Annotated in this window: 16 protein-coding genes; 11 read left to right on the top strand and 5 right to left on the bottom strand. The window is 66.9% G+C overall.

The genetic code is table 11. The annotated features are described in order from the left end of the window. Positions 1-52 precede the first annotated feature (52 nt). The 4 genes from ACSQ12_RS01125 to ACSQ12_RS01110 all read left to right on the top strand — a co-directional run bounded on the left by ACSQ12_RS01125 (position 53) and on the right by ACSQ12_RS01110 (position 4,872). Complete coding sequence (locus ACSQ12_RS01125; protein WP_436063992.1) at positions 53-358, top strand: SHOCT domain-containing protein; 306 nt, start codon at positions 53-55, stop codon at positions 356-358. Between the two features lie 119 nt (positions 359-477). Next, complete coding sequence (locus ACSQ12_RS01120) at positions 478-1,968, top strand: multicopper oxidase family protein (RefSeq protein WP_436066902.1); 1,491 nt, start codon at positions 478-480, stop codon at positions 1,966-1,968. An 87-nt stretch (positions 1,969-2,055) separates the two neighbouring features. Next, entirely contained in the window at positions 2,056-4,215 is a 2,160-nt protein-coding gene (locus ACSQ12_RS01115) for a heavy metal translocating P-type ATPase (protein WP_436063991.1), read from the top strand. Between the two features lie 15 nt (positions 4,216-4,230). Next, positions 4,231-4,872 carry a class I SAM-dependent methyltransferase gene (locus ACSQ12_RS01110; protein WP_436063990.1) on the top strand — a complete coding sequence of 214 codons (642 nt, stop codon included), beginning with the start codon at positions 4,231-4,233 and terminating at the stop codon, positions 4,870-4,872. A gap of 168 nt (positions 4,873-5,040) precedes the next feature. Here ACSQ12_RS01110 and ACSQ12_RS01105 read toward each other — a convergent pair whose 3' ends face one another. Then, positions 5,041-6,216 (bottom strand): fatty acid desaturase family protein, encoded by a 1,176-nt coding sequence (locus ACSQ12_RS01105; RefSeq protein ID WP_209741638.1) that lies wholly within the window; start codon positions 6,214-6,216, stop codon positions 5,041-5,043. 13 nt (positions 6,217-6,229) lie between these two features. Beyond that, complete coding sequence (locus tag ACSQ12_RS01100; RefSeq protein WP_209741639.1) at positions 6,230-7,351, bottom strand: ferredoxin reductase; 1,122 nt, start codon at positions 7,349-7,351, stop codon at positions 6,230-6,232. 99 nt (positions 7,352-7,450) lie between these two features. On the opposite strand from ACSQ12_RS01100, the gene ACSQ12_RS01095 reads away from it, so the two are divergent. Continuing rightward, positions 7,451-8,653: a PucR family transcriptional regulator gene (locus tag ACSQ12_RS01095; RefSeq protein ID WP_436063989.1), complete on the top strand. Its 1,203-nt coding sequence runs from the start codon at positions 7,451-7,453 to the stop codon at positions 8,651-8,653. Between the two features lie 8 nt (positions 8,654-8,661). On the opposite strand, the gene ACSQ12_RS01090 is transcribed toward ACSQ12_RS01095, so the two are convergent. Both ACSQ12_RS01090 and ACSQ12_RS01085 read right to left on the bottom strand, forming a co-directional pair. Then, a complete protein-coding gene (locus ACSQ12_RS01090; RefSeq protein ID WP_436063988.1) occupies positions 8,662-10,077 on the bottom strand; it encodes a GAF domain-containing serine/threonine-protein kinase in 1,416 nt (471 codons plus the stop codon). Positions 10,078-10,155: 78 nt separating this feature from the next. After that, entirely contained in the window at positions 10,156-11,769 is a 1,614-nt protein-coding gene (locus tag ACSQ12_RS01085) for a peptide chain release factor 3 (protein WP_436063987.1), read from the bottom strand. A gap of 359 nt (positions 11,770-12,128) precedes the next feature. Here ACSQ12_RS01085 and disA point away from each other — a divergent pair, with 359 nt between their 5' ends. Then, positions 12,129-13,205 (top strand): DNA integrity scanning diadenylate cyclase DisA, encoded by a 1,077-nt coding sequence (gene disA / locus ACSQ12_RS01080; protein WP_209741643.1) that lies wholly within the window; start codon positions 12,129-12,131, stop codon positions 13,203-13,205. A gap of 30 nt (positions 13,206-13,235) precedes the next feature. On the opposite strand, the gene ACSQ12_RS01075 is transcribed toward disA, so the two are convergent. Next, complete coding sequence (locus tag ACSQ12_RS01075) at positions 13,236-15,017, bottom strand: sialidase family protein (protein ID WP_436063986.1); 1,782 nt, start codon at positions 15,015-15,017, stop codon at positions 13,236-13,238. Positions 15,018-15,158: 141 nt separating this feature from the next. Here ACSQ12_RS01075 and ACSQ12_RS01070 point away from each other — a divergent pair, with 141 nt between their 5' ends. The 5 genes from ACSQ12_RS01070 to ACSQ12_RS01050 are packed head-to-tail and all read left to right on the top strand — an operon-like array spanning position 15,159 to position 21,677. Beyond that, entirely contained in the window at positions 15,159-16,802 is a 1,644-nt protein-coding gene (locus ACSQ12_RS01070) for an ABC transporter substrate-binding protein (RefSeq protein ID WP_436063985.1), read from the top strand. A 33-nt stretch (positions 16,803-16,835) separates the two neighbouring features. Beyond that, positions 16,836-17,792: an ABC transporter permease gene (locus tag ACSQ12_RS01065; RefSeq protein ID WP_280872496.1), complete on the top strand. Its 957-nt coding sequence runs from the start codon at positions 16,836-16,838 to the stop codon at positions 17,790-17,792. Between the two features lie 3 nt (positions 17,793-17,795). Further along, positions 17,796-19,919 carry a dipeptide/oligopeptide/nickel ABC transporter permease/ATP-binding protein gene (locus ACSQ12_RS01060; RefSeq protein WP_436063984.1) on the top strand — a complete coding sequence of 708 codons (2,124 nt, stop codon included), beginning with the start codon at positions 17,796-17,798 and terminating at the stop codon, positions 19,917-19,919. Beyond that, the gene (locus ACSQ12_RS01055) at positions 19,916-20,722 is read left to right on the top strand and encodes an ATP-binding cassette domain-containing protein (RefSeq protein WP_436063983.1); all 807 of its coding nucleotides are present in this window, start codon (positions 19,916-19,918) and stop codon (positions 20,720-20,722) included. Before ACSQ12_RS01060 ends, ACSQ12_RS01055 begins: the two co-directional genes overlap by 4 nt. A gap of 37 nt (positions 20,723-20,759) precedes the next feature. Next, positions 20,760-21,677 (top strand): dihydrodipicolinate synthase family protein, encoded by a 918-nt coding sequence (locus ACSQ12_RS01050; protein WP_436063982.1) that lies wholly within the window; start codon positions 20,760-20,762, stop codon positions 21,675-21,677. The last annotated feature ends 12 nt before the right edge of the window (positions 21,678-21,689 follow it).

The raw sequence follows: 21,689 nt of genomic DNA, 5'->3' as shown, positions 1-21,689 counted from the left end.
GGAACCGGGAGCACTGTTGTCGTAGGAAGTAGAGGCCGCGAAGGGAGCAGCCATGATGTGGGGTTACGGTCCGGACATGGGCTGGATGTGGCTGTGGGGAGTGCTGATGCTGGTGGGCGTGGCGCTGCTGGTGCTTGTTGCCGTGCGGTTGTTCTCCGGTGGCGGCCGCGGCGGGTTCACGGGAGGCGGGTTCAACCCGCAAGGGCCTCCGGGTCCGGGCGGTCCGTGGCCTGGGGCCGGTGGTCCCGGACAAGGACGCAGCCGGGCACGGCAGATCCTCGACGAACGGTTCGCGAAAGGGGAACTGACCGCTGACGAGTACCGCGAACAGGCCAGGATACTCGGCGAGGAGCACTAGTGCCTCCCGCCAGCAGGCCTCCCGCGGGTCCGCAACCAGGTCCGCAACACGCCGCCAGCCCGCCCGGCCCGAAACCCGGCCGCGAGCCATTGGTTGGCAGCCGTCCCGCCAGCCGTCCCATAAGCCGGCGCAGCGCGCTGCTCCTGGGCGGACTCGGCGCGGCCGGAACGGTGGCTGGCGGAGCGGGGCTGTGGTGGACGCTGGATTCCCGGTCCTCATCCCGGTCGGCCCCGGTCACCGGAGCCGACCTGTCCCAGCCGTCCGAGCTGCGCAGCACCGGCGGGCGGCTGGAGGTCCGGCTCGAAGCCGGGGCAGGCCAGTTTCCGCTCGCCGGACGGCAGGCCCAGGCGCTGGGCTATAACGGCGGAATTCCGGGTCCCACTCTTCGCTTGCTGCCGGGTGATGTACTCAACGTCCGTCTGGCCAACAGCCTGGACCAGCCAACCAACCTGCATGTCCACGGGCTGCACGTCTCCCCCGAGGGCTCCGGGGACAACGTGTTCGTGGTGGTGAATCCCGGCGCCGTCCATGACTATGAGTACCGGCTCCCGGCTGACCACCCTCCGGGTGTGTACTGGTACCACCCGCACCACCACGGCATGGTGGCCGACCAGATCTTCGCAGGCCTCTTTGGCGCGATCATCGTGGAGGACCCGGATCCTGTCCCGGTCAGCACCGAACGCGTCCTGGTCATTTCCGACACCACACTGGACGGCGGCGGGAACGTTGTCCGCGTTTCCCAGATGGAGCGGATGCTGGGCAGGGAAGGCGAACTCATCCTGGTCAATGGCCAGAGCAACCCCGAGTTCACCGCCATGCCGGGTCAGCGGGAGCGGTGGCGCCTCATCAACGCCTGCGTGGCCCGCTATCTCGCGCTGCGGCTTGACGGCCAGCAGCTCCAATTGCTGGGGATGGACTCGGGCCGGTTCCGCACGCCGTCGCCGGTGGAGGAACTCCTGCTGGCCCCGGGTAACCGGGCAGACGTGCTGGTCACCACGGCGGCCGGAAACTCCATCCTGCGGGCCGCGTACTACGACCGCGGCAGCATGGCCGGCATGATGGGCCAAGGACCCGGTCCCCGGCGGACGGGCCAACCGGACGCGGCCGGCGCGGCGCTGGCGACGTTGCGCGTGGCCGGAAGCACCGCCGCCTCTCCAGCACCCCTGTCGCCGCTGCCGCCCTTGCCGGCAGGCAGGGACCCGGACGACCTGCGGACGGCCGCCGTGGCAGCGCACCGGCAGCTCACGCTTTCTTCTGGCGCAGGCATGGGAATGGGCGGGGCCATGATGGGCTTCACCATCAACGGCCGGGAGTTCAGCGCAGCGAGGACGGACACCACGGTGGCGGCAGGGAGCGTGGAGGAATGGACCCTGACCAACCCCAGCCCCATGGACCACCCGTTCCACCTGCACGTCTGGCCGATGCAGGTCATTGAGGAGGGCGGTCGCGTACTGGATCCGCCGGAGTGGCGGGACGTAGTCAATGTTCCGGCTCAGGGCCGGGTGAAGGTCCGCGTGGCTTTCAAGGACTTCGCCGGCCGGGCCGTCTACCACTGCCACATCCTGGACCATGAGGACCTCGGCATGATGGGCGTGATCGAAGTCCGCTAGCGGGAAACCCTTGCCATATATACCCCCTGGGGGTATGTTGACGTTAAGCCGCGACCACTACGGGTGAAAGTCTCAAAGGAGCACACCATGGAACCCCGCCACGGTGCAGGCCAACTGCACACTCGGCAATCAGATCAGGGCCGTCCGCACGCCGGCCACTCCGGGCATCCGGAGCACGGCACCCATCAGATGCCTGGGCAGGGTACGCATCCGGCAGGCCACGGGCCCGTTGACGACGAACACATGGTCCACAGCCAGGGCCAGCATGCCGGCCACAGCGTGGCGATGTTCAAGAACAGGTTCTGGCTGACGCTTGCCTTGGCCGTGCCTGTGGTCTTCTTCAGCCCGATGTTCGGGCACCTCCTGGGCTACATGCCGCCGTCCTTCCCCGGTTCCCTCTGGATCCCGCCGCTCCTGGGCACCGTGATCTACCTGTACGGAGGCCAGCCGTTCCTCCGCGGCGGGCTCAACGAGCTCAAGTCCCGGAAACCCGGCATGATGCTTCTGATCGGCATGGCCATCACAGTGGCCTTCGCTGCATCCTGGGCCACCAGCCTGGGGATCGGCGGATTCGATCTGGACTTCTGGTGGGAGCTGGCGCTTCTCGTCGCCATCATGCTGCTGGGCCATTGGATCGAGATGCGGGCGCTCGGCTCGGCCCAGGGGGCGCTGGATGCGCTGGCGGCACTGCTTCCCGACGAGGCGGAACGCATCACGGACGCCGGCTCCGAAACCGTCGCAGTTTCCGAACTCCGCTCCGGCGATCTCATCCTGGTTCGCTCGGGCGGGCGGATGCCGGCTGACGGCACCGTCAGCGACGGGCAGGCGGAGTTCGACGAATCCATGATCACGGGCGAATCAAAGACCGTCCTGCGTTCGCCGGGAGATCCGGTGGTGGCCGGAACGATCGCGACGGACAACTCTGTCAGGGTACAGGTCACCGCCATCGGCGAGGACACGGCCCTGGCCGGAATCCAGCGGCTTGTTGCCGAGGCTCAGGCGTCGTCCTCCAAGGCCCAAGCCCTCGCGGACCGGGCAGCGGCGTTCCTCTTCTACTTCGCCGCTGGCGCCGGCGTCATCACGTTCGTCGCTTGGACGCTGCTGGGCAGCATTTCCGACGCCGTGACACGCACCGTGACGGTGCTGGTCATTGCCTGCCCCCACGCGCTGGGGCTTGCCATCCCGCTGGTGATCGCCATTTCCACCGAACGCGCAGCCCGGGCCGGCGTGCTGATCAAGAACCGGATGGCACTGGAGCGCATGCGGACCGTCGACGTCGTGCTTTTCGACAAAACTGGAACCCTGACCAAGGGCGAGCCCGAACTCAAGGACGTGGCCGCAGTTGAGGGGATGGAACGGGACGGGCTCCTGGCACTGGCCGCCGCCGTGGAATCGGACAGCGAGCACCCCGTGGCCCGCGCAATCGTCGCGGCCGCCCGCGGGCGCGGGCTCACCGTACCCAAAGCCACGGACTTCAGCTCCATGACCGGCCGCGGCGTCCGTGCCGGCATCGATGGCAGGACTGTGTACGTGGGCGGTCCCGCGCTGCTCCGCGAACTGGGAGCAAACGAGCCGGAGACGCTCGCAGCCGTCACGGCAACCTGGATGGAGCGGGGCGCCGCCGTCCTCCATGTAGTGGATGACGGCGGGAGGGTCCTTGGCGCCGTCAGCCTTGAGGACGCCGTGCGACCGGAATCCCGCCAGGCTGTCGCGGCCCTGCAGAACCTCGGGATCAAGGTGGCCATGATCACTGGCGATGCCCGCCAGGTGGCCCGCGCCGTCGCCGCCGACCTCAAGATCGACGAGGTCTTCGCTGAAGTGCTTCCGGCAGACAAGGACAAGAAAGTCGCCGAACTCCAGGGCCGCGGACTCCGGGTGGCCATGGTGGGCGACGGCGTCAACGACTCCCCCGCCCTGGCCCGGGCGGAAGTGGGCATCGCGATCGGCGGCGGGACCGATGTGGCAGTGGAGTCCGCCGGCGTAGTCCTTGCCGGCAACGATCCACGGGCCGTTCTCTCCATGGTGGACCTTTCCCGGGCGAGCTACCGGAAGATGTGGCAGAACCTCGTTTGGGCCACGGGCTACAACATCATTGCGGTGCCGCTGGCCGCCGGTGTGCTGGCCTTCGCAGGGATCGTCCTGTCCCCCGCCGCAGGTGCCGTGCTGATGTCCGCCTCCACCATCGTGGTGGCCCTCAACGCGCAGCTGCTGCGCCGGCTGAAGCTCAACCCGGCGCAGGCGCGTTGACCCAGGGAGCCACCGATGCCTGAAGCCAACCAACGGAAATCATCGTTCGGACAATACTTCGCCCGCGTGGGTCCGCGCATGGACGCGCGCGGGGCAGCGGACCACCGGCGGCGACTCGTCGAAGCAGCGCACGGCACCGTCGTCGAAATCGGGGCGGGCTACGGTGCCACCTTCCCCTTCTACCCTTCCGCCGTGACCAGCGTGCTGGCACTCGAACCGGACCCGACGCTCCGGGCGCTGGCGCTGGCGGAGGCAAACCGGGCACCGGTTCCCATCACGGTCCAGGACGGCACAGCGGAATCTCTGCCCGCGGCGGACGGATCCGTGGACGTGGTGGTCTCCAGCCTGGTCCTGTGCAGCGTGGCGGACCAGACCGCCGTCCTGACGGAAATGCTGCGGGTTCTCCGGCCCGGCGGCCTCCTGCTGTTCTACGAACATGTCCGCTCCGCGCACCGCGTGCTGGCAGCTGCCGAGGACCTGTTCACCCCGCTGTGGAGCCGGCTGGCCGGCGGATGCCACCCAAACCGCGACACCGCCGCCGGGATCGCCGCAGCGGGCCTCACGCTGCAGACCGTGGAGCGCTTCGGGTTTTCCGCCCTCCCCGGCAATCCGCGGGTAGCCCACATTCTCGGAGCAGCGGAAAAGTCACGGACATGAGCGCCGCCGCCTCCCCCTCCCTGCTGAGGGACGAGTTTTTGTCCAGATAATGGGTGCAAACCGACGTTTTCGGCCCATTATCTGGACAAAAACTCTCCGGGGCCGGACATGGCAAAGGGCGCCTGCCGCAAAAGCAGGCGCCCTTCCATTCAAACGGGGAGCCGGTGGTTAGGCCTTTTTGGGCGGCAGCGCCAGCTTGAAGACCTTGGCCCACGTGGAGCCGACCTGCTTCCAGATCGGGCCAGTGGTGTACGGCAGGCCGTAGCGCTTGCAGATCTCCTGCACCTTGGGCGCCACCTCTGCGTAGCGGTTGGACGGAATATCCGGGAAGAGGTGGTGCTCGATCTGGTGCGAAAGGTTTCCGGTCATGAGGTGCATGAACTTGGAACCGGAGATGTTGGCGGAGCCGATCATCTGACGCACGTACCAGTCCCCGCGGGTCTCCCCCTCCACCATTTCCTCGGTGAAAGTGTCGGTCCCGTCGGGGAAGTGACCGCAGAAGATCACAGCGTGGGCCCAGACGTTACGCACCGCATTGGCGGTCAGCGTGCCGTAGAGCGCCTGCTTGCCGGAGCCGGTCAGCATGGCGACGGCCGGGGTTGCGGCGTAATCCTTGGTGAACTGCTTGAGGGCCTTGACGCCGAGGGCCTTGAGGTCCTTGACCAGCGCTTCCTTGGACTTGTTGCCTTCCTTGTAGTCCTGGAGCTCAAGATCGTAGATCGCGATGCCCCACTCGAAAACCGGGGCCAGGATGGCGTTGTAGAGCGGGTTGCCGAGGTTGAACGGCTTCCACTCCTGCTGGGGGTCCATCCGCAGCAGGTTGTATCCGACGTCGTTGTCCTTGCCCACCACGTTGGTCCAGCGGTGGTGCAGGTCATTGTGGGTGTGCTGCCAGGCGCGTGCCGGGGTGACAAAGTCCCACTCCCAAGTGGTGGAGTGGATGTCCGGGTCCCGCATCCAGTCCCACTGGCCGTGCAGCACATTGTGCCCGATCTCCATGTTTTCCAGGATCTTGGCCAGGCTGAGCAGGGTGGTGCCGGTGATCCAGGCAGCCTTGTTCCGGCTCACCAGGAGAGTCGCGCGGCCGGAGATCTCCAGCCCGCGCTGGATCTTGATCATACGGCGGATGTACGCGGCGTCGGAGGCTCCGCGCTTCGCCAGAATGTCGTCCTTGATGGCATCAAGTTCGCGGCCCAGCTCGGCCACTTGCTCGTCGGAGAGGTGTGCTGCGGCCGGCGGACGGACCAGTGGGCTGCCGGATGTGGCCAGCGCGCCTCGCCGCGTCTTCGCGGGCACAACGGCGTCTTCCGTGGTCTCGGCTTCGTGGTTGATAACTATTGCCATGCGGTGGTGCTCCTCAAATGTCGAGGTTAACGGGTCCGGCGGCTGCCGATACACACGTCTGGATTAGTTGGCCCGGCTCGCCGTGGACTTCGCCGGTGCGGAGGTCGCGGACATGCCCTGCCCGCAGGGGGGTGAGGCAGCTGTGGCAGATGCCCATCCGGCAGCCGCTGGGCATCAGCACGCCGGCGTCTTCGCCGACGTCAAGCAGCGGCGTGCTTCCGTCCGCCTCCACCTCGCGGTCGGAGGCTTCAAAGGTGACCAGCCCGCCGTCGTGCCCTGCACCGGCGGCCAGGCTGGTGGTGAAGCGTTCGATGATGAGGTTGATGGGGTCGGCCGCAAACGGCCCCTCCGGCTGGTGGGATTCGCCGCCCGCCGCGGAACCTTCCGCCGCAGCGGCGGCCTCTGCGGACCACAGCGCCTCGGCGTCATCAAGGAAGCCTTCCGGGCCGCACGCGTAGGCTGCGCGGTGGCGCCAGTCCGGGCAGAGTTCGTCCAGCACAGCGGCAGAGGAGAAGTCCACCCGGCCGCGTTCGCCGGTAAACCAGTGGGTGACCTTGAAGTTGGGGAACTGGTCGGCAAGCTCCGACAGTTCTTCCCGGAAGATGCTGTCTTCCGGGGTCCGGGCTGAATGGATCAGCACGACGTCGGAGTCCGGGCGGTGCGGGACGAGCGTGCGGATCATCGACATGACCGGGGTGATGCCGCTCCCCGCGGTGAGCATCAGCAGGGGCCGCGGATGCTCCGGGAGGACGAAGTCGCCCTGCGGCGGAGCAAGGAACAGCACGTCACCGGGGCGGGTGTTGCGGACCAGGACGCCGGAAACGGCGCCTACGTCGGTCACGGTGATGGCGGGATCCTGGCCGGCGGGGGCGCTCAGGGAATAGGAACGCCAGTGCCGCACGCCGTCGAGTTCGACGCCGATGCGGGCCCACTGGCCGGCCTGGTGGGCCTTCCAGCCGCGGCCTGGACGGAAGAAAATGGTGGCGGAATCGGCCGTCTCGGCGACCACCCTGGTGACTATGCCGCGCAACTGGCGGGCAGAGAACACAGGATTGAAGAGCGACAGAATATCTTCTGGAGCTAGCGGGGTGGTCAGTACAGATGCGGCGCGCGCCAGCTTACGGAGCCGGATCATGTTATTAACCTTATGTTGGATCGAGGCATATTTCTTCTCCCAAGGCATACGATCGAACGTTCTAAACTGTTCCCCCGAAACAACTTATGGAAGTCTCTCATGAACCCTCCGGCCTCGAAGAGTCCCGCCGCCCCCGCCTACGATCCGCCGTGGCTCGCACTGCCCCGGGAGGTCAGCGACCTGCTGCGCCCCAAGATGCCCGGCATTGTGGAGGCCATCATCGACGCCGTCCCGCAACTGGTTCCTGCCTATGCCAGGCCTATTGAGGGCCGCTTCGGGCGCGGTTTGCGGCGCGGGGTGGCTGCGGCACTGGAGCGGTTCCTGCAGCTTCCCGGCACCAGGCTCCCCGCCCTGTCCGAGGAAAGCCGGCAGCTCGTGGCGGGTCTTGGCAGCGGCGAATTCCGCCAGGGCCGGAGCATGGACGCACTGCTGAGCGCCTACCGCATGGGTGCCCGCGTGACGTTCCGGGAGATGTCGCGCATCTCGATGGAAAAGGACCTGGGCCAGAGCGTCGTGGTGGACCTGGGCGAATCGATCCTGGCGTACATCGACGAACTGTCCGCCGTGAGCGCCGAGGCCTACGCCTTTGAACAGTCCGAGCGTGCCGGGGCCGTGGACCGGCGCAGGACCGAACTGCTGGAGCTGCTCCTGATGGGCCAGGCGGACGAGGCCGCCCTGCGGCAGGCGGCCTCCATGGCCGACTGGTCGCTGCCGGCGAGGCTGGTGGTGGTCACGCTTCCGCTGGACCGGTCCGCAGGGCTGCGGCTGCAGCTGGGGCCGGGAACACTGGTGGTTGAGCGCGAAACGGATGCCGTGGCGCTTGTCCCGGCCCGGAAGTCCGAGGCCGCCCGGGGGTCGCTGGAGAAGGTATTGAAGGGCAGGTCCGCTTCCGTGGGGCCGGCCGGTAGCTGGGAGAAGGTGCCCGATTCGCTGCGGCTCGCCGTGCTGGCGGCCTCGGTGCTGCCGCCGCGGGAAGACCCCGAGGATCCGCCCATCTGGGCGGATGACCACCTGGCCCAGATCGTGCTCGGCTCCGAGCCCTCGGCCATCGCGGAACTGGCGGAGCGCAGGCTTGCGCCGCTGGAGGGCCTGCGTCCGGCGCAGCGCGAAAGGCTCGCGGAGACCCTCCTCTCCTGGCTGCGGCACTGGGGCCAGCGGGCTCCGGTGGCGGCCGAGCTCGGCATCCATCCGCAGACAGTGGGTTACCGGGCGGCCCAGCTGCGGGAACTCTTCGGCGATGCGCTGGAAGACCCGCGGGCCCGGTTCGAGCTGGAACTGGCCCTGCATGCGGGGCGGCGCTAGGCGGCCGCTCATCTGCCGGCCGCCATTGCGCCGCGGCTTTGCAGCCGCAGCTCGAGGTCGTTCATCACGATGGCGGCCAGGTCCTCCAGCGCGCGGGAATCCTCGGCAGTGAACTCCCGCGGCTGGCGGTCCAGGATGCAGATCGTCCCGAGGTTGTAGCCGTCGGGGGTGCGCAGCGGCACTCCGGCATAGAACTGCAGTCCGAACTCGCCCGCGACGAGCGGGTTCGCCAGGGTGCGCGGGTCCGTGACGGCGTCCGGGACCACCCAGACCTCGTCCTGCAGGATGGCGGAAGCACATAGCCCGGGGTCCCGCCCGATCTCGCCCACCTCGGTCCCGTGATGGGCTTTGAACCAGATCCGGTCGTGGTCCACCACGCTGACGATGGCCACGGGCACGGAGAACATCCGCGCCGCGAGGCCTACGATCCGGTCGAACGTGCCGTCCGGGGGCGTGTCCAGGATCCGGTAGCGTTCGACGGCGCGCATCCGCGCCTCTTCGTTCGCGGCGGAATCGTACGACGGCGGTGCTTCCGCCGGCACCCCGGACGGAGCCGGACTGATGCTCCGGTGGCGCCCGGCGGCGCTGATGACTTCCTGCCGGAGGGCAAGGGAAACGTCCCGGGCACTTGGCCGGGCCGAAGGCTCACGGGACAGCATGGAACTGAGCAGGGCAGCCCATTTGGGTGCCACGACATCGGGGATGTGCGGATCCCGCAGGAGCCGCGCCATGGCTGAGGCGATCGGCGCACCGGGGTACACGGGATCGCCGGTCAGTCCCTCGAGCAGGACCAGTCCCAGGGAGTACACATCGCTGGGCGGCCCCACCCGCTCGCTGGCGGCCTGTTCCGGGCTGAGGTACTGCGGGGTGCCGGAGCTTTCCCCGGGGCCGGTGCGCTGCCCGTCCCCGAGGATCATGGCCACGCCGAAATCGCTCAGCTTGGCGCGTGGCCGGCGGTCATCGTTGTTGTAGTCCACCAGGAGGATATTGGCGGGCTTGACGTCGCGGTGGACGATGCCGTGGTGGTGGATGTACGCGAGTCCGTCCGCAAGGTCGTGGCCGATCAGCGCCAGATGCGCGGCGTTGATGGGGCCCTGGGCCGCGCGTGCGCGCAGGTCCGGGCCGCGCACCAGTTCCATGACCAGGTACGTGCGGCGGTGCCGGGGATCGCTGAGGTCCGCTCCCGCGTCCAGCAGGGTGACCAGCGCGTGGTGGCTCATTCCTGCCAGGATGCGGACTTCCTCGCCCTGGCGGCGCGTGTGGTCCAGGTTCCCGGGGTCGTCGCGGAAGAGTTTGACCGCGACTTCGCGCTGCAGGAGTTCATCGAAGGCCCGGTAGACGCCGGACTGGCTCCCGCGGCCAATCAGGGCCTCAATCCGGTATCGGCCGCTGAGGAGGTAGCCGGGTTCCATGCTTGCAGCCATGATCGGCCTCTCAGCTGTTTATTTGATAAGTATGCTTATGATAGCCCGGCGACGGTCGCGGAACTGACGGAGGGCCCGCTATTTGGCGGGGTTGTGTGTGCCGATCGGCACCAGGGTCAGGTCCGGGTGGTTCTTCTCGATTCGGCGCAGCGCCCAAATGTCGTTGAAGAGGGCCAGGTATTCGCCGTCGGAGCGCAGCAGCACCTCGGCGCCCGGCACGTTGGCGAGCGCGGGCATGGCGTCCGCCGTCGAAATCCTTGCCATCGAGTACGGGAGCCGCTCCAGGCGCATCGGCGCGCTGAAGTCATGCGCCATGCGGTCCTCCACCACTTCGAACTGCATGGGGCCGACGGCGGCGAGCACCGGCGCCTGGTCGCCTCGGATGTCGGAGCGGAGCACCTGGATAACGCCCTCGTGCTCAAGCTGCTCGATGCCGCGGCGGAACTGCTTGAAGCGGCTGGGGTCCTTGGAGCGTGCAACCTGGAAGTGCTCCGGTGCGAACAGTGGGATCGCGGGGAACTCCACGGGTTCGTCCAGGAACAGGCTGTCCCCCACCCGGAGGGACGAGGCGTTGACCAGGCCGACGACGTCGCCGGGGAAGGCTTCGTCAATGACCTCGCGCTCACGGCCGAACACCTGCTGGGCGTACTTGGTGGCGAACGACTTTCCGGTGCGGGTCTGGGTGACCACCATGCCGCGCTCGAACACGCCGGAGCAAACGCGGATGAAGGCGACGTGGTCGCGGTGGGCCTTGTTCATGCCGGCCTGGACCTTGAAGACGAAGCCCGCGAACGGCGCATCCACCGCACGGGGTTCGCCGTCGACGTCGGGACGGGGCGCCGCCGGCGGCGCGAAATCCACCAGGGCGTCCAGGATTTCCTTGACGCCGAAGTTGAGGGCCGCGGAGCTGAAGAGGATGGGGGTGGCCTTGCCTGCGTGGAAGGCGTCGACGTCGAACTCCAGGTTGGATTCGATGACCAGCCCGGCTTCGTCCACGGCATTGGACCAGTCGTCACCCTGGTTGACGGCGGCTTCCTCGGGAGTGAAGTACTCGGTGAGGGCGATGTTGGCGCCGGCATTGTTGCGCTGGAACCGGGCGAAGCGGTCGTTGCGGAGGTCCCACACGCCGCGGAAGTCGCCCGAGATACCCACGGCCCAGGTCAGCGGCATGGGCTGGAGCCCCGTACGCTCGGTGATTTCGTCCATGAGGGCCAGCGCATCCAGGCCGGGGCGGTCCCACTTGTTGATCACCGTGATGATGGGCAGGTTGCGCTGCTTGCAGACCTCGAAGAGCTTCATGGTCTGCGTTTCCAGGCCTTTGGCCGCGTCAACCAGCATGACCGCGCAGTCAACGGCGGCCAGGACGCGGTAGGTGTCCTCGGAGAAGTCGGCGTGGCCGGGGGTGTCCAGGAGGTTGATCACGGTGTCCCGGTAGGCGAACTGCAGGGCTGCGGAACTGATGGAGATGCCGCGGTCCTTTTCCATCTGCATCCAGTCCGAGACCGTTTCCTTGCGGTTGGCCTTGCCGCTGGACGCGCCGGCGGTGCCGATCACCTTCGCGTGCAGGGCCAGCGCCTCAGTGAGCGTTGACTTGCCGGCGTCAGGGTGGGAAATGACCGCGAAAGTCCGACGCCGGGCCGCCTGCTTGTGAATCTCCTGGACTCGGGCGGGGCTAAGGACTTCTTGAGACACGGTGCTACTTTCGCTGCGACATGGGGGCTGGTAAGGGATGCGAACGTGGGGCGAACGCGACTTTAACGCGGGGGCCGGCAGGCGTGAACTGTGCAGCCAAGGTTTCCAGTTTATCGCAGGGCGGCAGGAGCCGCCGGTGGGCGCCCCAACCGGCGCCTCCCACCGTCGTCATCCGGGGTCTTCCGGGGCATCGCCAGCGCAGTCCAAACGGGCCACTTTGAGGCTTGTCCGTGCGGTTAATGCGCTTCTTTACCCCTAGTATGGAGCCAGTGGGGAAATGAGTACTTTTGATCCTGTCGGCGGAATCGTAAAACCGGCATACTTGCAGGCAGCGGCTTGCACCTTTGAAGGGAAAACCTATGGCTCGGAGCCCTGAAGATTCGCTTAAGGCGACTCTGGGCAGAGTGGCTCCAGGCACCGCTCTGCGCGATGGCCTGGAACGCATCCTCCGCGGGCGCACCGGCGCATTGATCGTTCTGGGCTCGGACCGCACCATTGAATCCATCTGTTCCGGCGGATTCGATATCGGGATCGACTTCTCCCCCACCAGGCTTCGCGAACTCGCCAAAATGGACGGCGCCATCATCTGCGACAAGGACGCCGGCAACATCCTCCGGGCCGCTGTGCAACTGGTTCCGGATTCGAGCATCGAAACCCAGGAATCCGGCACCAGGCACCGGACGGCCGAGCGCGTCGCCATCCAGACCGGCGTCCCGGTGATCTCAGTCAGCCAGTCCATGCAGATCATCGCCCTCTACGTGAACGGCCTGCGGCACGTCCTGGAAGGCTCAGAGAAGGTCCTTGCCCGCGCCAACCAGGCGCTGGCCACCCTGGAACGCTACCGCTCCCGCCTGGACCAGGTCACCAGCTCCCTTTCCGCGCTGGAAATCGAAGCCATGGTGACAGTCCGGGACGTCGCGGTGACGTTGCAGCGCCAGGAAATGGTGCGCCGGATCTCAGAGGAAATCTCCCAGTACGTCCTAGAGCTCGGCGAGGACGGACGGCTGCTTTCGCTGCAGCTGGATGAACTCACAGTAGGCCGGGGACCCGGCAGCGATGTGATCATCCGCGATTACGCCGGACCCAACGCGTCGCCGGAGGACATCGAGGGCGCCGTCAGTGCCCTGCTGGGCCTCGGCCCCACCGAACTGATCGACCTGAGCAGGATTGCCGGCATTATCGGCTTCGCGGGCGGCGTGGAGACCCTCGACGCCGTGGTGCAGCCGCGCGGATACCGGCTCCTCTCCGGCCTGAAGGCGGTGCCCAAGGCCGTGGCGGACAGGCTCGTTGACCACTTCGGCGGCCTCCAGTACCTGATGGCGGCCACCATCGATGACCTCATGACCGTGGACGGCATCGGCGACCAGCGCGCCCGCACGGTTCGGGAAGGACTGAGCCGGATGGCCGAGGCGAGCCTGCTGGACCGGTTCCTCTAGACACCGCCACGCGCCGGCTCGCGGCTTGCCTTACACCGGACCAACGCGCACGCTTCCGTCGGCCATGTTGAACGTGAACCGGCGCTCAAGCCGCCGGTTCACGCCGCCCGCCGTCCACTCCACCCCGTACCTGACGTCCAGCGAGCCGCGTTCCACGTCCCGCGCCGTCACCGTGCAGACAGGGGTGAAATACAGCGATTCCTCGCCGGGCTGCAGGTCTGCCGGACCGAACCCTTCCGCCCCCGGACCCGTCAGCCGCACGCCGGCCAGCACCTCCCGGCCACTGTTGCGCGCCCGTCCGGTGAAGGCAAGAATGTCCCCCGCCTTGTAGCCGGCGGTGACCGGCCCGTAGTTCAGGTCCTGCGCCTCGCGCGTTCCGATCACCTGGGCTGATTCAGCCGAGTATCCCTGGCCGATCTCCTTCCACGTGTGGACGTCCCACTCGCCGGCATCGGCGGCCATCACGTGGAATTCGCCGGCGTTTTGCCAGACCTCCGGACGGCCGGGCGTGATGGAGCGCAGCTCCATGTCGAACACCATCCCTGCTGCGGGTCCGGCAGGCTGGCCGGAGGCGGGTCCGGCAGGCTGCCCGGCTGGCTCACCGGAGTCCTCACGGGTGGCACGGCGGGTGCCCTGACGGGGCGCGGCGGCATCCGTGAGCTGGGCTGCCGGAATGGAGCAGAACACAATTTCGCGGTAGCCCTGGCGCTCGTAGAGGACTCCGATATTCCCGTCGGGCAGCCTGGCCGCCGTTGAATACGCCGAGCTGCCCGGGCAAATGGCGAGCTTCGCCGGCCAACTTGCTCCATTGTCCCGGGAGAGGCTGAGCACGGTGTTGCGGCGCAACGCGGTGTCGTGGTTGTTGGTTGCCAGCAACCATGCGTCCGTTTCCGCGGTGGCATGGCCCGGTGGAAGCGGCAGCCCGTCAAAACGGCCCACGGAGCCGTTGTCGCCGGGATCGGGGAGGTCCGCAACGGCGGTCAGCGGACCCCAGCTGTGCCCGCCGTCGCGGGAGATCGCTGATAGCCGGCGGGGAGTGGCGCGGCTGTGCAGCAGGAGCCTGCCGTCGCTGAGGCAGACAACCTTGTTCTCGTTGGGCGCCGCCCCGCCTCCTGTCGGCGCGCCCGCCTGCCCGCCGGCCGCCGAAGGGCCGATGAGCTCCCCCAGCGCCCAGGTTTCGCCGTGGTCGTCGCTGTAGGCGGACGCCGCCAAAATCTCCCCCTGCACCAGGACCACGTACTGCTGGACGAGTCTCCCGGCGAACGGTCCGGCATGGATTTGGATGCCCTGCCCCGCCGCCGCAAAGATTCCGGTAATTCCGAGGTCGCGGCCGGCTGCGAGCTTGAGCTGGGCCGTGAGCCGCCGGTGCCGCCAGGTCAGCCCGTCGTCGTCGGAGTAGCTGACGTCGCAGTGCTGGACGTCGTCGTCGTTCCCCGCACCTTTGGCGGCTTCGAAGAAACCGGCGCGGGTGCCTGCCGCGTGGAACATAAAGATCCGGCCCGTCCCGGCGTCCACCAGCAGGCTTGGATCCCCGTACCCCTCAAGCCCAACGCCGGTGCGCACCACTTGCTGAGCCTGCCAGGAGCGCCCGCTGTCACCACTGCGCCGTAGCAGAAGATCAATCGGGCTGGGAAGATCATCAAGGTTGGGTCGTCCGTCGTAGGCGGCGAGCAGGGTGCCGCGGGCCGTCACAGCCATCGCTGGAATCCTGTACTGCCGGTAGCCGCCCCTGCCGCGCTCCGCCAGCACGTGCTCAACGTCGGGGCGCGCCAACTGAATGCCATCGGCTGAAGAAAAGAGGTGGGATGTCATATCTCCAGAGTAAATGCCCGGAACCGCGCGCCAAAGCGAGCCGGCTCACACTTGACGGAAGCATGTGACCACCCTTACAGTTTTTCCTACGAGCATCGGACGTCCTACATCCGATAACTAATCTGAACGGTGAGGCACCTCATGGATAAGACGATCAAGAACCGTCAGCTGGTCAATTCCGCCAGCCGCCGGAGTTTCCTTAAATTGACCGGAGCAGCGGGGGTCGCGGCTGCTTTCGCCAGCTCCCTGGCTGCCTGCGGCGGGCCTGCAGCCACCACGGCAGGCGCCTCCGGAAACACGGCACCCGTCAACAAGGACCTCATCATCGAGGCCGGCATCTCCTACGCCCTGTCCACCGGGTTCGATCCGTTGTCCTCCTCAGGCGCCACGCCCCTTGCCGCCAACCTCCACGTCTACGAAGGCCTGGTGGAACTGCACCCGGCCACCCGCGAGCCGTACAACGCACTCGCCGCCGAGGACCCGAAGATGGTCAGCCCCACCACCTACCGGGTGTCCCTTCGCCAAGGCGCCAAGTTCCACGACGGCACCCCGGTCACGGCAGACGACGTCGTCTTCTCGTTCACCCGCGTGATGGATCCGGCAAACAAGTCCCTGTTCTCGCAGTTCATCCCCTTCATCAAGGAAGTCAAGGCCGTTGACGCGGCCACGGTCGAGTTCACCCTCAAGTACGCCTTCCCCGGGTTCGGCCCGCGGATCTCCGTGGTCAAGGTTGTCCCCAAGGCCCTGGCCAACTTCCCGCTGGGCTCGGAACAGCTCAAGGCCTTCGACGCCAAGCCGGTGGGCACCGGCCCGTACAAACTCATCTCGGCAGTCAAGGACGACAAGATCGTCTTCGAAGCCAACCCTGACTACAACGGCCCCATGCCCGCCCTGGCAAAGGGCATGACCTGGCTGCTGCTCTCCGACGCCGCAGCGCGCGTCACCGCCATGCAGTCCGGCCGCGTGCAGGCCATCGAGGACGTCCCCTACCTGGATGTGGACGGCCTCAAGTCCAAGGCCACCGTGGAATCCGTCCAGTCCTTCGGCATGCTGTTCCTGATGTTCAACTGCACCAAGGGCCCGTTCAGCGACAAGCGCGTCCGCCAGGCCCTGCACTATGGCCTGGACAAGGACTCCATCATCAAGAAGGCCCTGTTCGGCAACGCCAAGGCAGCCAGTTCCTACTTCCAGGAAGGCCACCCGGACTACGTCAAAGCGAAGAACGTCTACTCCTACGACGCCGCCAAAGCCGCGGACCTGCTCAAGGAAGCCGGCGTCACCAGCCTGGAGTTCGAACTGCTGACCACTGACACCGCCTGGGTCAAGGATGTCGCCCCGCTGATGCTCGAGTCCTGGAACAAGATCCCCGGGGTGAAGGTCACACTCAAGAACCTGCAGTCCGGCGCCTTGTACGCGGACCGGGTGGGCAAGGGCGACTACAGCGTGGTTGCGGCTCCGGGCGACCCTTCGGTCTTCGGAAACGACGCCGACCTGCTGCTGAGCTGGTTCTACGCCGGGGACACCTGGATGAAGGGCCGCGCCAACTGGGCCGCCACCCCGGAACGCGCGCAGCTCGTGGATCTGATGGCCAAAGCCGGCCAGTCCGCCGGGGACGAGGCCAAGAAGCTGACCGGCGAAATCGTCGACCTGGTTTCCGAGGAAGTGCCGCTGTACCCGATCTTCCACCGCCAGCTCCCCAGCGCGTGGGATTCCACCAAACTCAGTGGCTTCAAGCCGCTGCCCACCACCGGCGTCTCGTTCGTCGGCGTCGGCCGCACGGCCTAGGCCAAAGCCACCCCAGATCAACCGGAGAATACATTGGTCACGATATTGCGTCTGCTCGGCCGAAGGCTCGCAGCACTGCCCCTGATGATTCTGGGCATCACCTTGCTGGTGTTCCTGGTCCTGCAGGCCGCACCCGGCGACCAGGCCAGCAGCGCCCTCGGTGAGGGCGCCAGCGAGGAAGCCAAGGAACAGTACCGGCAGGACAACGGCCTGAACGACCCGTTGTTCCTGCAGTACCTGGGCTTCCTCGCCAAGCTGCTCCGCTTTGACCTGGGAGTCACCACTCCCCCGGCGAAGTCGGTGGCCACCATGATCGGTTCCGCCTTCCCCCTGACCCTTCAGTTGACGCTGTTTGGCGTGCTCATCGCCGTCGTGCTGTCGTTGGCCTTCGGAATCGTCGGGGCTCTTTACCGGGACAAGTGGCAGGACCAGCTGGTGCGGGTGTTCTCAATCGCGGCGGTCGCCACGCCGTCGTTCTGGCTTGGCATCCTGCTGATCCAGTGGTTCGCCCTCGGTTCCAGCCCGATGTTCCCCTCTGGCGGCATCGCGACGCCGGAGTCCGGCTTTGGCGGCTGGCTCAACTCGATGGCGCTCCCGGCCCTCGCCCTCGGCATTCCGGTCTCGGCGTCCCTCATCCGCGTGGTCCGCACCTCCATGGTGGAGGAACTGGACCGGGACTACGTCCGCACAGCCATCGGCAACGGCGTGCCCTACCGCGAAGTTGTGTCCCGGAACGTGCTGCGGAACGCCCTGGTCACCCCGGTGACCGTGCTGGGGCTCAGGATCGGCTACCTGCTGGGCGGCGCCGTCGTGATTGAAATGATCTTTGCCCTCCCCGGCATGGGCCAGCTGATCCTCAACGGCATCACCAACCTCGACGTCAACCTGGTGCAGGGCGTAGTGCTGACCATCTCGGTCACCTTTGTCCTGGTGAACATCGCCGTCGACCTTCTCTACCTGCTCATCAACCCCCGAATCAGGACGGTCTGACCCATGCGAAGCAAACTCGCTGAACGGCTCAGTGCCCCCGGGATCCGCTTCAAGGCCCTGCCGTGGAGCTCCCGCTTTGCGCTCGTGTTCCTGGTGGCCATCATCGCCGCCGCCATCCTGGCTCCGGTGCTCGCCCCGCACGACCCGCTCGAAACCTTCATCCCCGCCACCGCACCCGGCGGTGAACACCTTTTCGGCACCGACCGGCTGGGCCGGGACATCTTCTCCCGCCTGCTGTACGGCTCGCAGTCCTCGCTGCTGATCGGCCTCGGCGCCGTGGCGCTGGCCGTAGCGGCGGGCGCCCTGCTGGGATCCCTGGCGGCCATGTCCAGCAAGGCCGTCAACGAACTGATCATGCGCCTGATGGACATCCTCATGGCGTTCCCCGGCATCGCCCTGGCCGCGGTCCTGCTGGCGGCCTTCGGCAACTCGGTACCCACCATCATCGTGGCGATTGCGGTCATCTACACCCCGCAGCTGGCCCGCGTGGTGCGCGCCAACGTGCTGTCGCAGTACGGCGAGGATTACGTCCGCGCCGAGCGCGTGATCGGCGCAGGCCGGTTCTACATCCTGCTCAAGCACATCGTCCGGAACACCGCGGCCCCCGTCCTCGTGTTCGCCACGGTTATGGTGGCGGATGCCATTATCCTCGAGGCCTCGCTGTCCTTCCTCGGTGCCGGCGTGCAGGATCCCGCCCCGTCCTGGGGCAACGTCATCTCCTACGGCCGCAACCTCGTCCTCTCGGGCGGCTGGTGGGCCACCACCTTCGCCGGCCTCACCATCCTGCTGACCGTCCTGGCCCTGAACATCCTGGCCGAAGGCCTCACCGACGCGATGGTAAACCCGAAGCTGCGCAGGGCTCCCGTGGTAAAGGACGACGACGGAACTGCTTCATCGGTTGCCGGCGCCGCTGAAGGCACTGAGGTTGCCACGTCCGTCGCCCAGCCGTCCGTGGTGGAAGAACACGAGCTCGACGGCGTCCGGGCGGCTTCCCGCGACGCCCTCACCGAGGAGCACTACAACAAGTCAGCCCTGCTGACTGATGTCAAGGTGGCCGCCGCCAGCCCGCACGTCCTGCTCGACAGGGAACTGGAACTGCTGGCAGCCATCGAAGCCAAACGCACCGACCGTCTTCCCCAGGTCCCGGCCGGCGCCCGCAACGTCCTGGAGGTCAAGAACCTGTCCATCCGCTTCCCGGGCCGCTTCGGCGACACCGCGATCGTGGACAACGTCTCCTTCACGGTCCGAGAAGGAGAAACCATGGGCCTCGTTGGTGAGTCCGGCTGCGGCAAGTCGATCACCTCGCTGGCCGTCATGGGGCTCCTGCCCAAGACGGCGCAGATCACCGGATCCATCATGTTCGACGGCAAGGAACTCCTCGACGCCGATACCAGGCACAGCAGCCCCAAGGCCTATGAGGGCCTGCGCGGCGAACAGATCGCCATGGTCTACCAGGACGCCCTCAGCTCCCTGAATCCGTCCATGAAAATCAAGGACCAGATGGAGCAGCTGACCCGCCGCGGGGGACGCAAGACCCCCACTGAATTGCTTGAGATGGTCAAGCTGGATCCCGTCCGCACGCTGGCCAGCTACCCGCACGAGCTCTCCGGCGGCCAGCGCCAGCGCGTGCTGATCGCCATGGCACTCTCCCGTTCACCGAAGATCGTTGTTGCCGACGAGCCCACCACCGCCCTGGACGTCACCGTCCAGAAGCAGGTTGTGGACCTGCTCAACGAACTGCGCGACCAGCTTGGCTTCGCCATGGTTTTTGTCAGTCACGACCTCGCACTGGTGGCATCCCTGGCGCACCGCATCACGGTCATGTACGCCGGCCAGGTGGTGGAATCCGCCCAGGCCTCCGAGCTCCTGCAAAACCCGAAGCACGAGTACACCCGGGGATTGCTCGGCGCCGTCCTGTCCATTGAGGCCGACGCCGTCCGCCTGCACCAGATCCCCGGCACCGTGCCGTCCCCGCGCGACTTCGCCCCGGGCGACCGCTTCGCGGCGCGCTCACTGCGTCCCGACGCCGACCCCAACCAGCGACTGGTGCTCACAGCCGTTCGGTCCGCCCAGGGCGACGATGCTGACCACTACTGGGCGAGCCACCTGAAGGAGGACGCGAGATGAGTGAATCAACCGGCAAGCCGGTCATCGAACTCAAGGACCTGAAGGTCTACCACCATGCGCGGACCGGCGGGCTGTTCCGCCCGAACATCGTCAAGGCAGTCGACGGCGTGGACTTCACCATCAGCCGGGGCGAAACCGTCGGCATCGTGGGTGAGTCCGGCTGCGGCAAATCCACGCTTGCTTCGGTACTCGTGGGTCTCCAGCAGCCGACGTCGGGCCAGGTCCTCTTCCACGGCAAGCCCGCCATCAAGCGCAACGCAGCCATGCGCAAGGAATTCGGCCGCTCCGTCTCCGTGGTCTTCCAGGACCCGGCAACCGCCTTGAACCCGCGCATGACCATCCAGGACATCCTGACCGACCCCCTGCAGATCCACGGCATAGGCACCGCGGCCACCCGCGCTGCCACGGTCAAGGAACTCCTGGCGCTGGTAGGCCTGCCGCAGTCAGCCGCCGAAGTCACGCCGTCCCAGGTGTCCGGCGGCCAGCGCCAGCGTGTGGCGATCGCCCGCGCCCTGGCACTGGATCCGGACATCATCGTGGCGGACGAGCCGACCTCGGCCCTCGACGTCTCCGTCCGCGCGCAGGTTCTGAACCTGCTGTCCGACCTGAAGACCCGCCTGAACCTCGGCATGGTGTTCATCTCGCACGACATCCAGACCGTCCGCTACGTCTCCGACCGCATCTGCGTCATGTACTTCGGCAAGATCGTCGAACAAGGCACAGCCAGCCAGGTCTTCGACCACCCCAGCAACGACTACACCAAGAAGCTGCTGGGCGCCGCGCCAAGCCTGCTCCACATCTAGTTTTTCCCTTCACAAGCCACAAACAACGGAGAATTCTGTGTCCACTCAGTTCCAGGGCGTCATCCCCCCGGTCATCACCCCCCGCCACGCCGACGGCAGCATCGACACTGCGTCGCTGAAGAACTTCACCAAGCACCTGATCGACGGCGGTGTGTCCGGACTTTTCGTCCTCGGATCCTCCGGCGAAGTCCCCTACCTGACCAACGCGGAGCGTGAGCTGGTGGTATCCACCATCGCCGACGCCAACGCCGGAGCCGTCCCGCTGATCGTGGGCGCCAACGAGCAGACCACCAACCGAGTCATCGAAGAAGCACGCAAGGTGGTTGACCTTGGCGCCGACGCGATCGTGGTCACGTCCATGTACTACGCCATCGGCAACGCAGCGGAGACCGAAACCCACTTCCGCAGCATCCACGCAGCCGTCGACAAGCCGATCTTCGCCTACGACGTCCCGGTCCGCACCCACTTCAAGCTGCCCACGGACCTGCTGGTCCGCCTGGGCCGCGACGGAGTGATCGCCGGCGTCAAGGACTCCTCCGGCGACGACGTCTCGTTCCGCCAACTGCTCCTTGCGGCCAAGGACATCCCGGACTTCGACATCTTCACCGGCCACGAAGTCGTAGTTGACGGCGCCCTCCTCGGCGGCGCCCAGGGCGTTGTCCCGGGCCTCGGCAACGTTGACCCCGCCGGCTACCGACGACTCTTCGACGCCGCCCGGGCCGGCGACTGGGCCGGCGCCGCCCGCGAACAGGACCGCCTGGCCGACGTCTTCGAAATCGTCTACGCCCCCAACGGCCGGGTCTCCGGCGGAGCCGCCGGCCTGGGCGCCTTCAAGACCGCCCTGCAGCTCATGGGCGTCATTGAATCAAACACCATGAGCCAGCCCATGCTGTCCCTTAACGACGACGAAGCCGCCACGATCCGCACCGTTCTCGAGCGCAACGGCCTGGTCTAAGTTCGGCCCCGT

It is taken from the genome of Arthrobacter sp. LjRoot14, assembly GCF_964253905.1.
In the GTDB taxonomy this organism is placed as follows: Bacteria; Actinomycetota; Actinomycetes; order Actinomycetales; family Micrococcaceae; genus Arthrobacter.
This window is presented reverse-complemented; position numbering and strand designations above follow the sequence as displayed.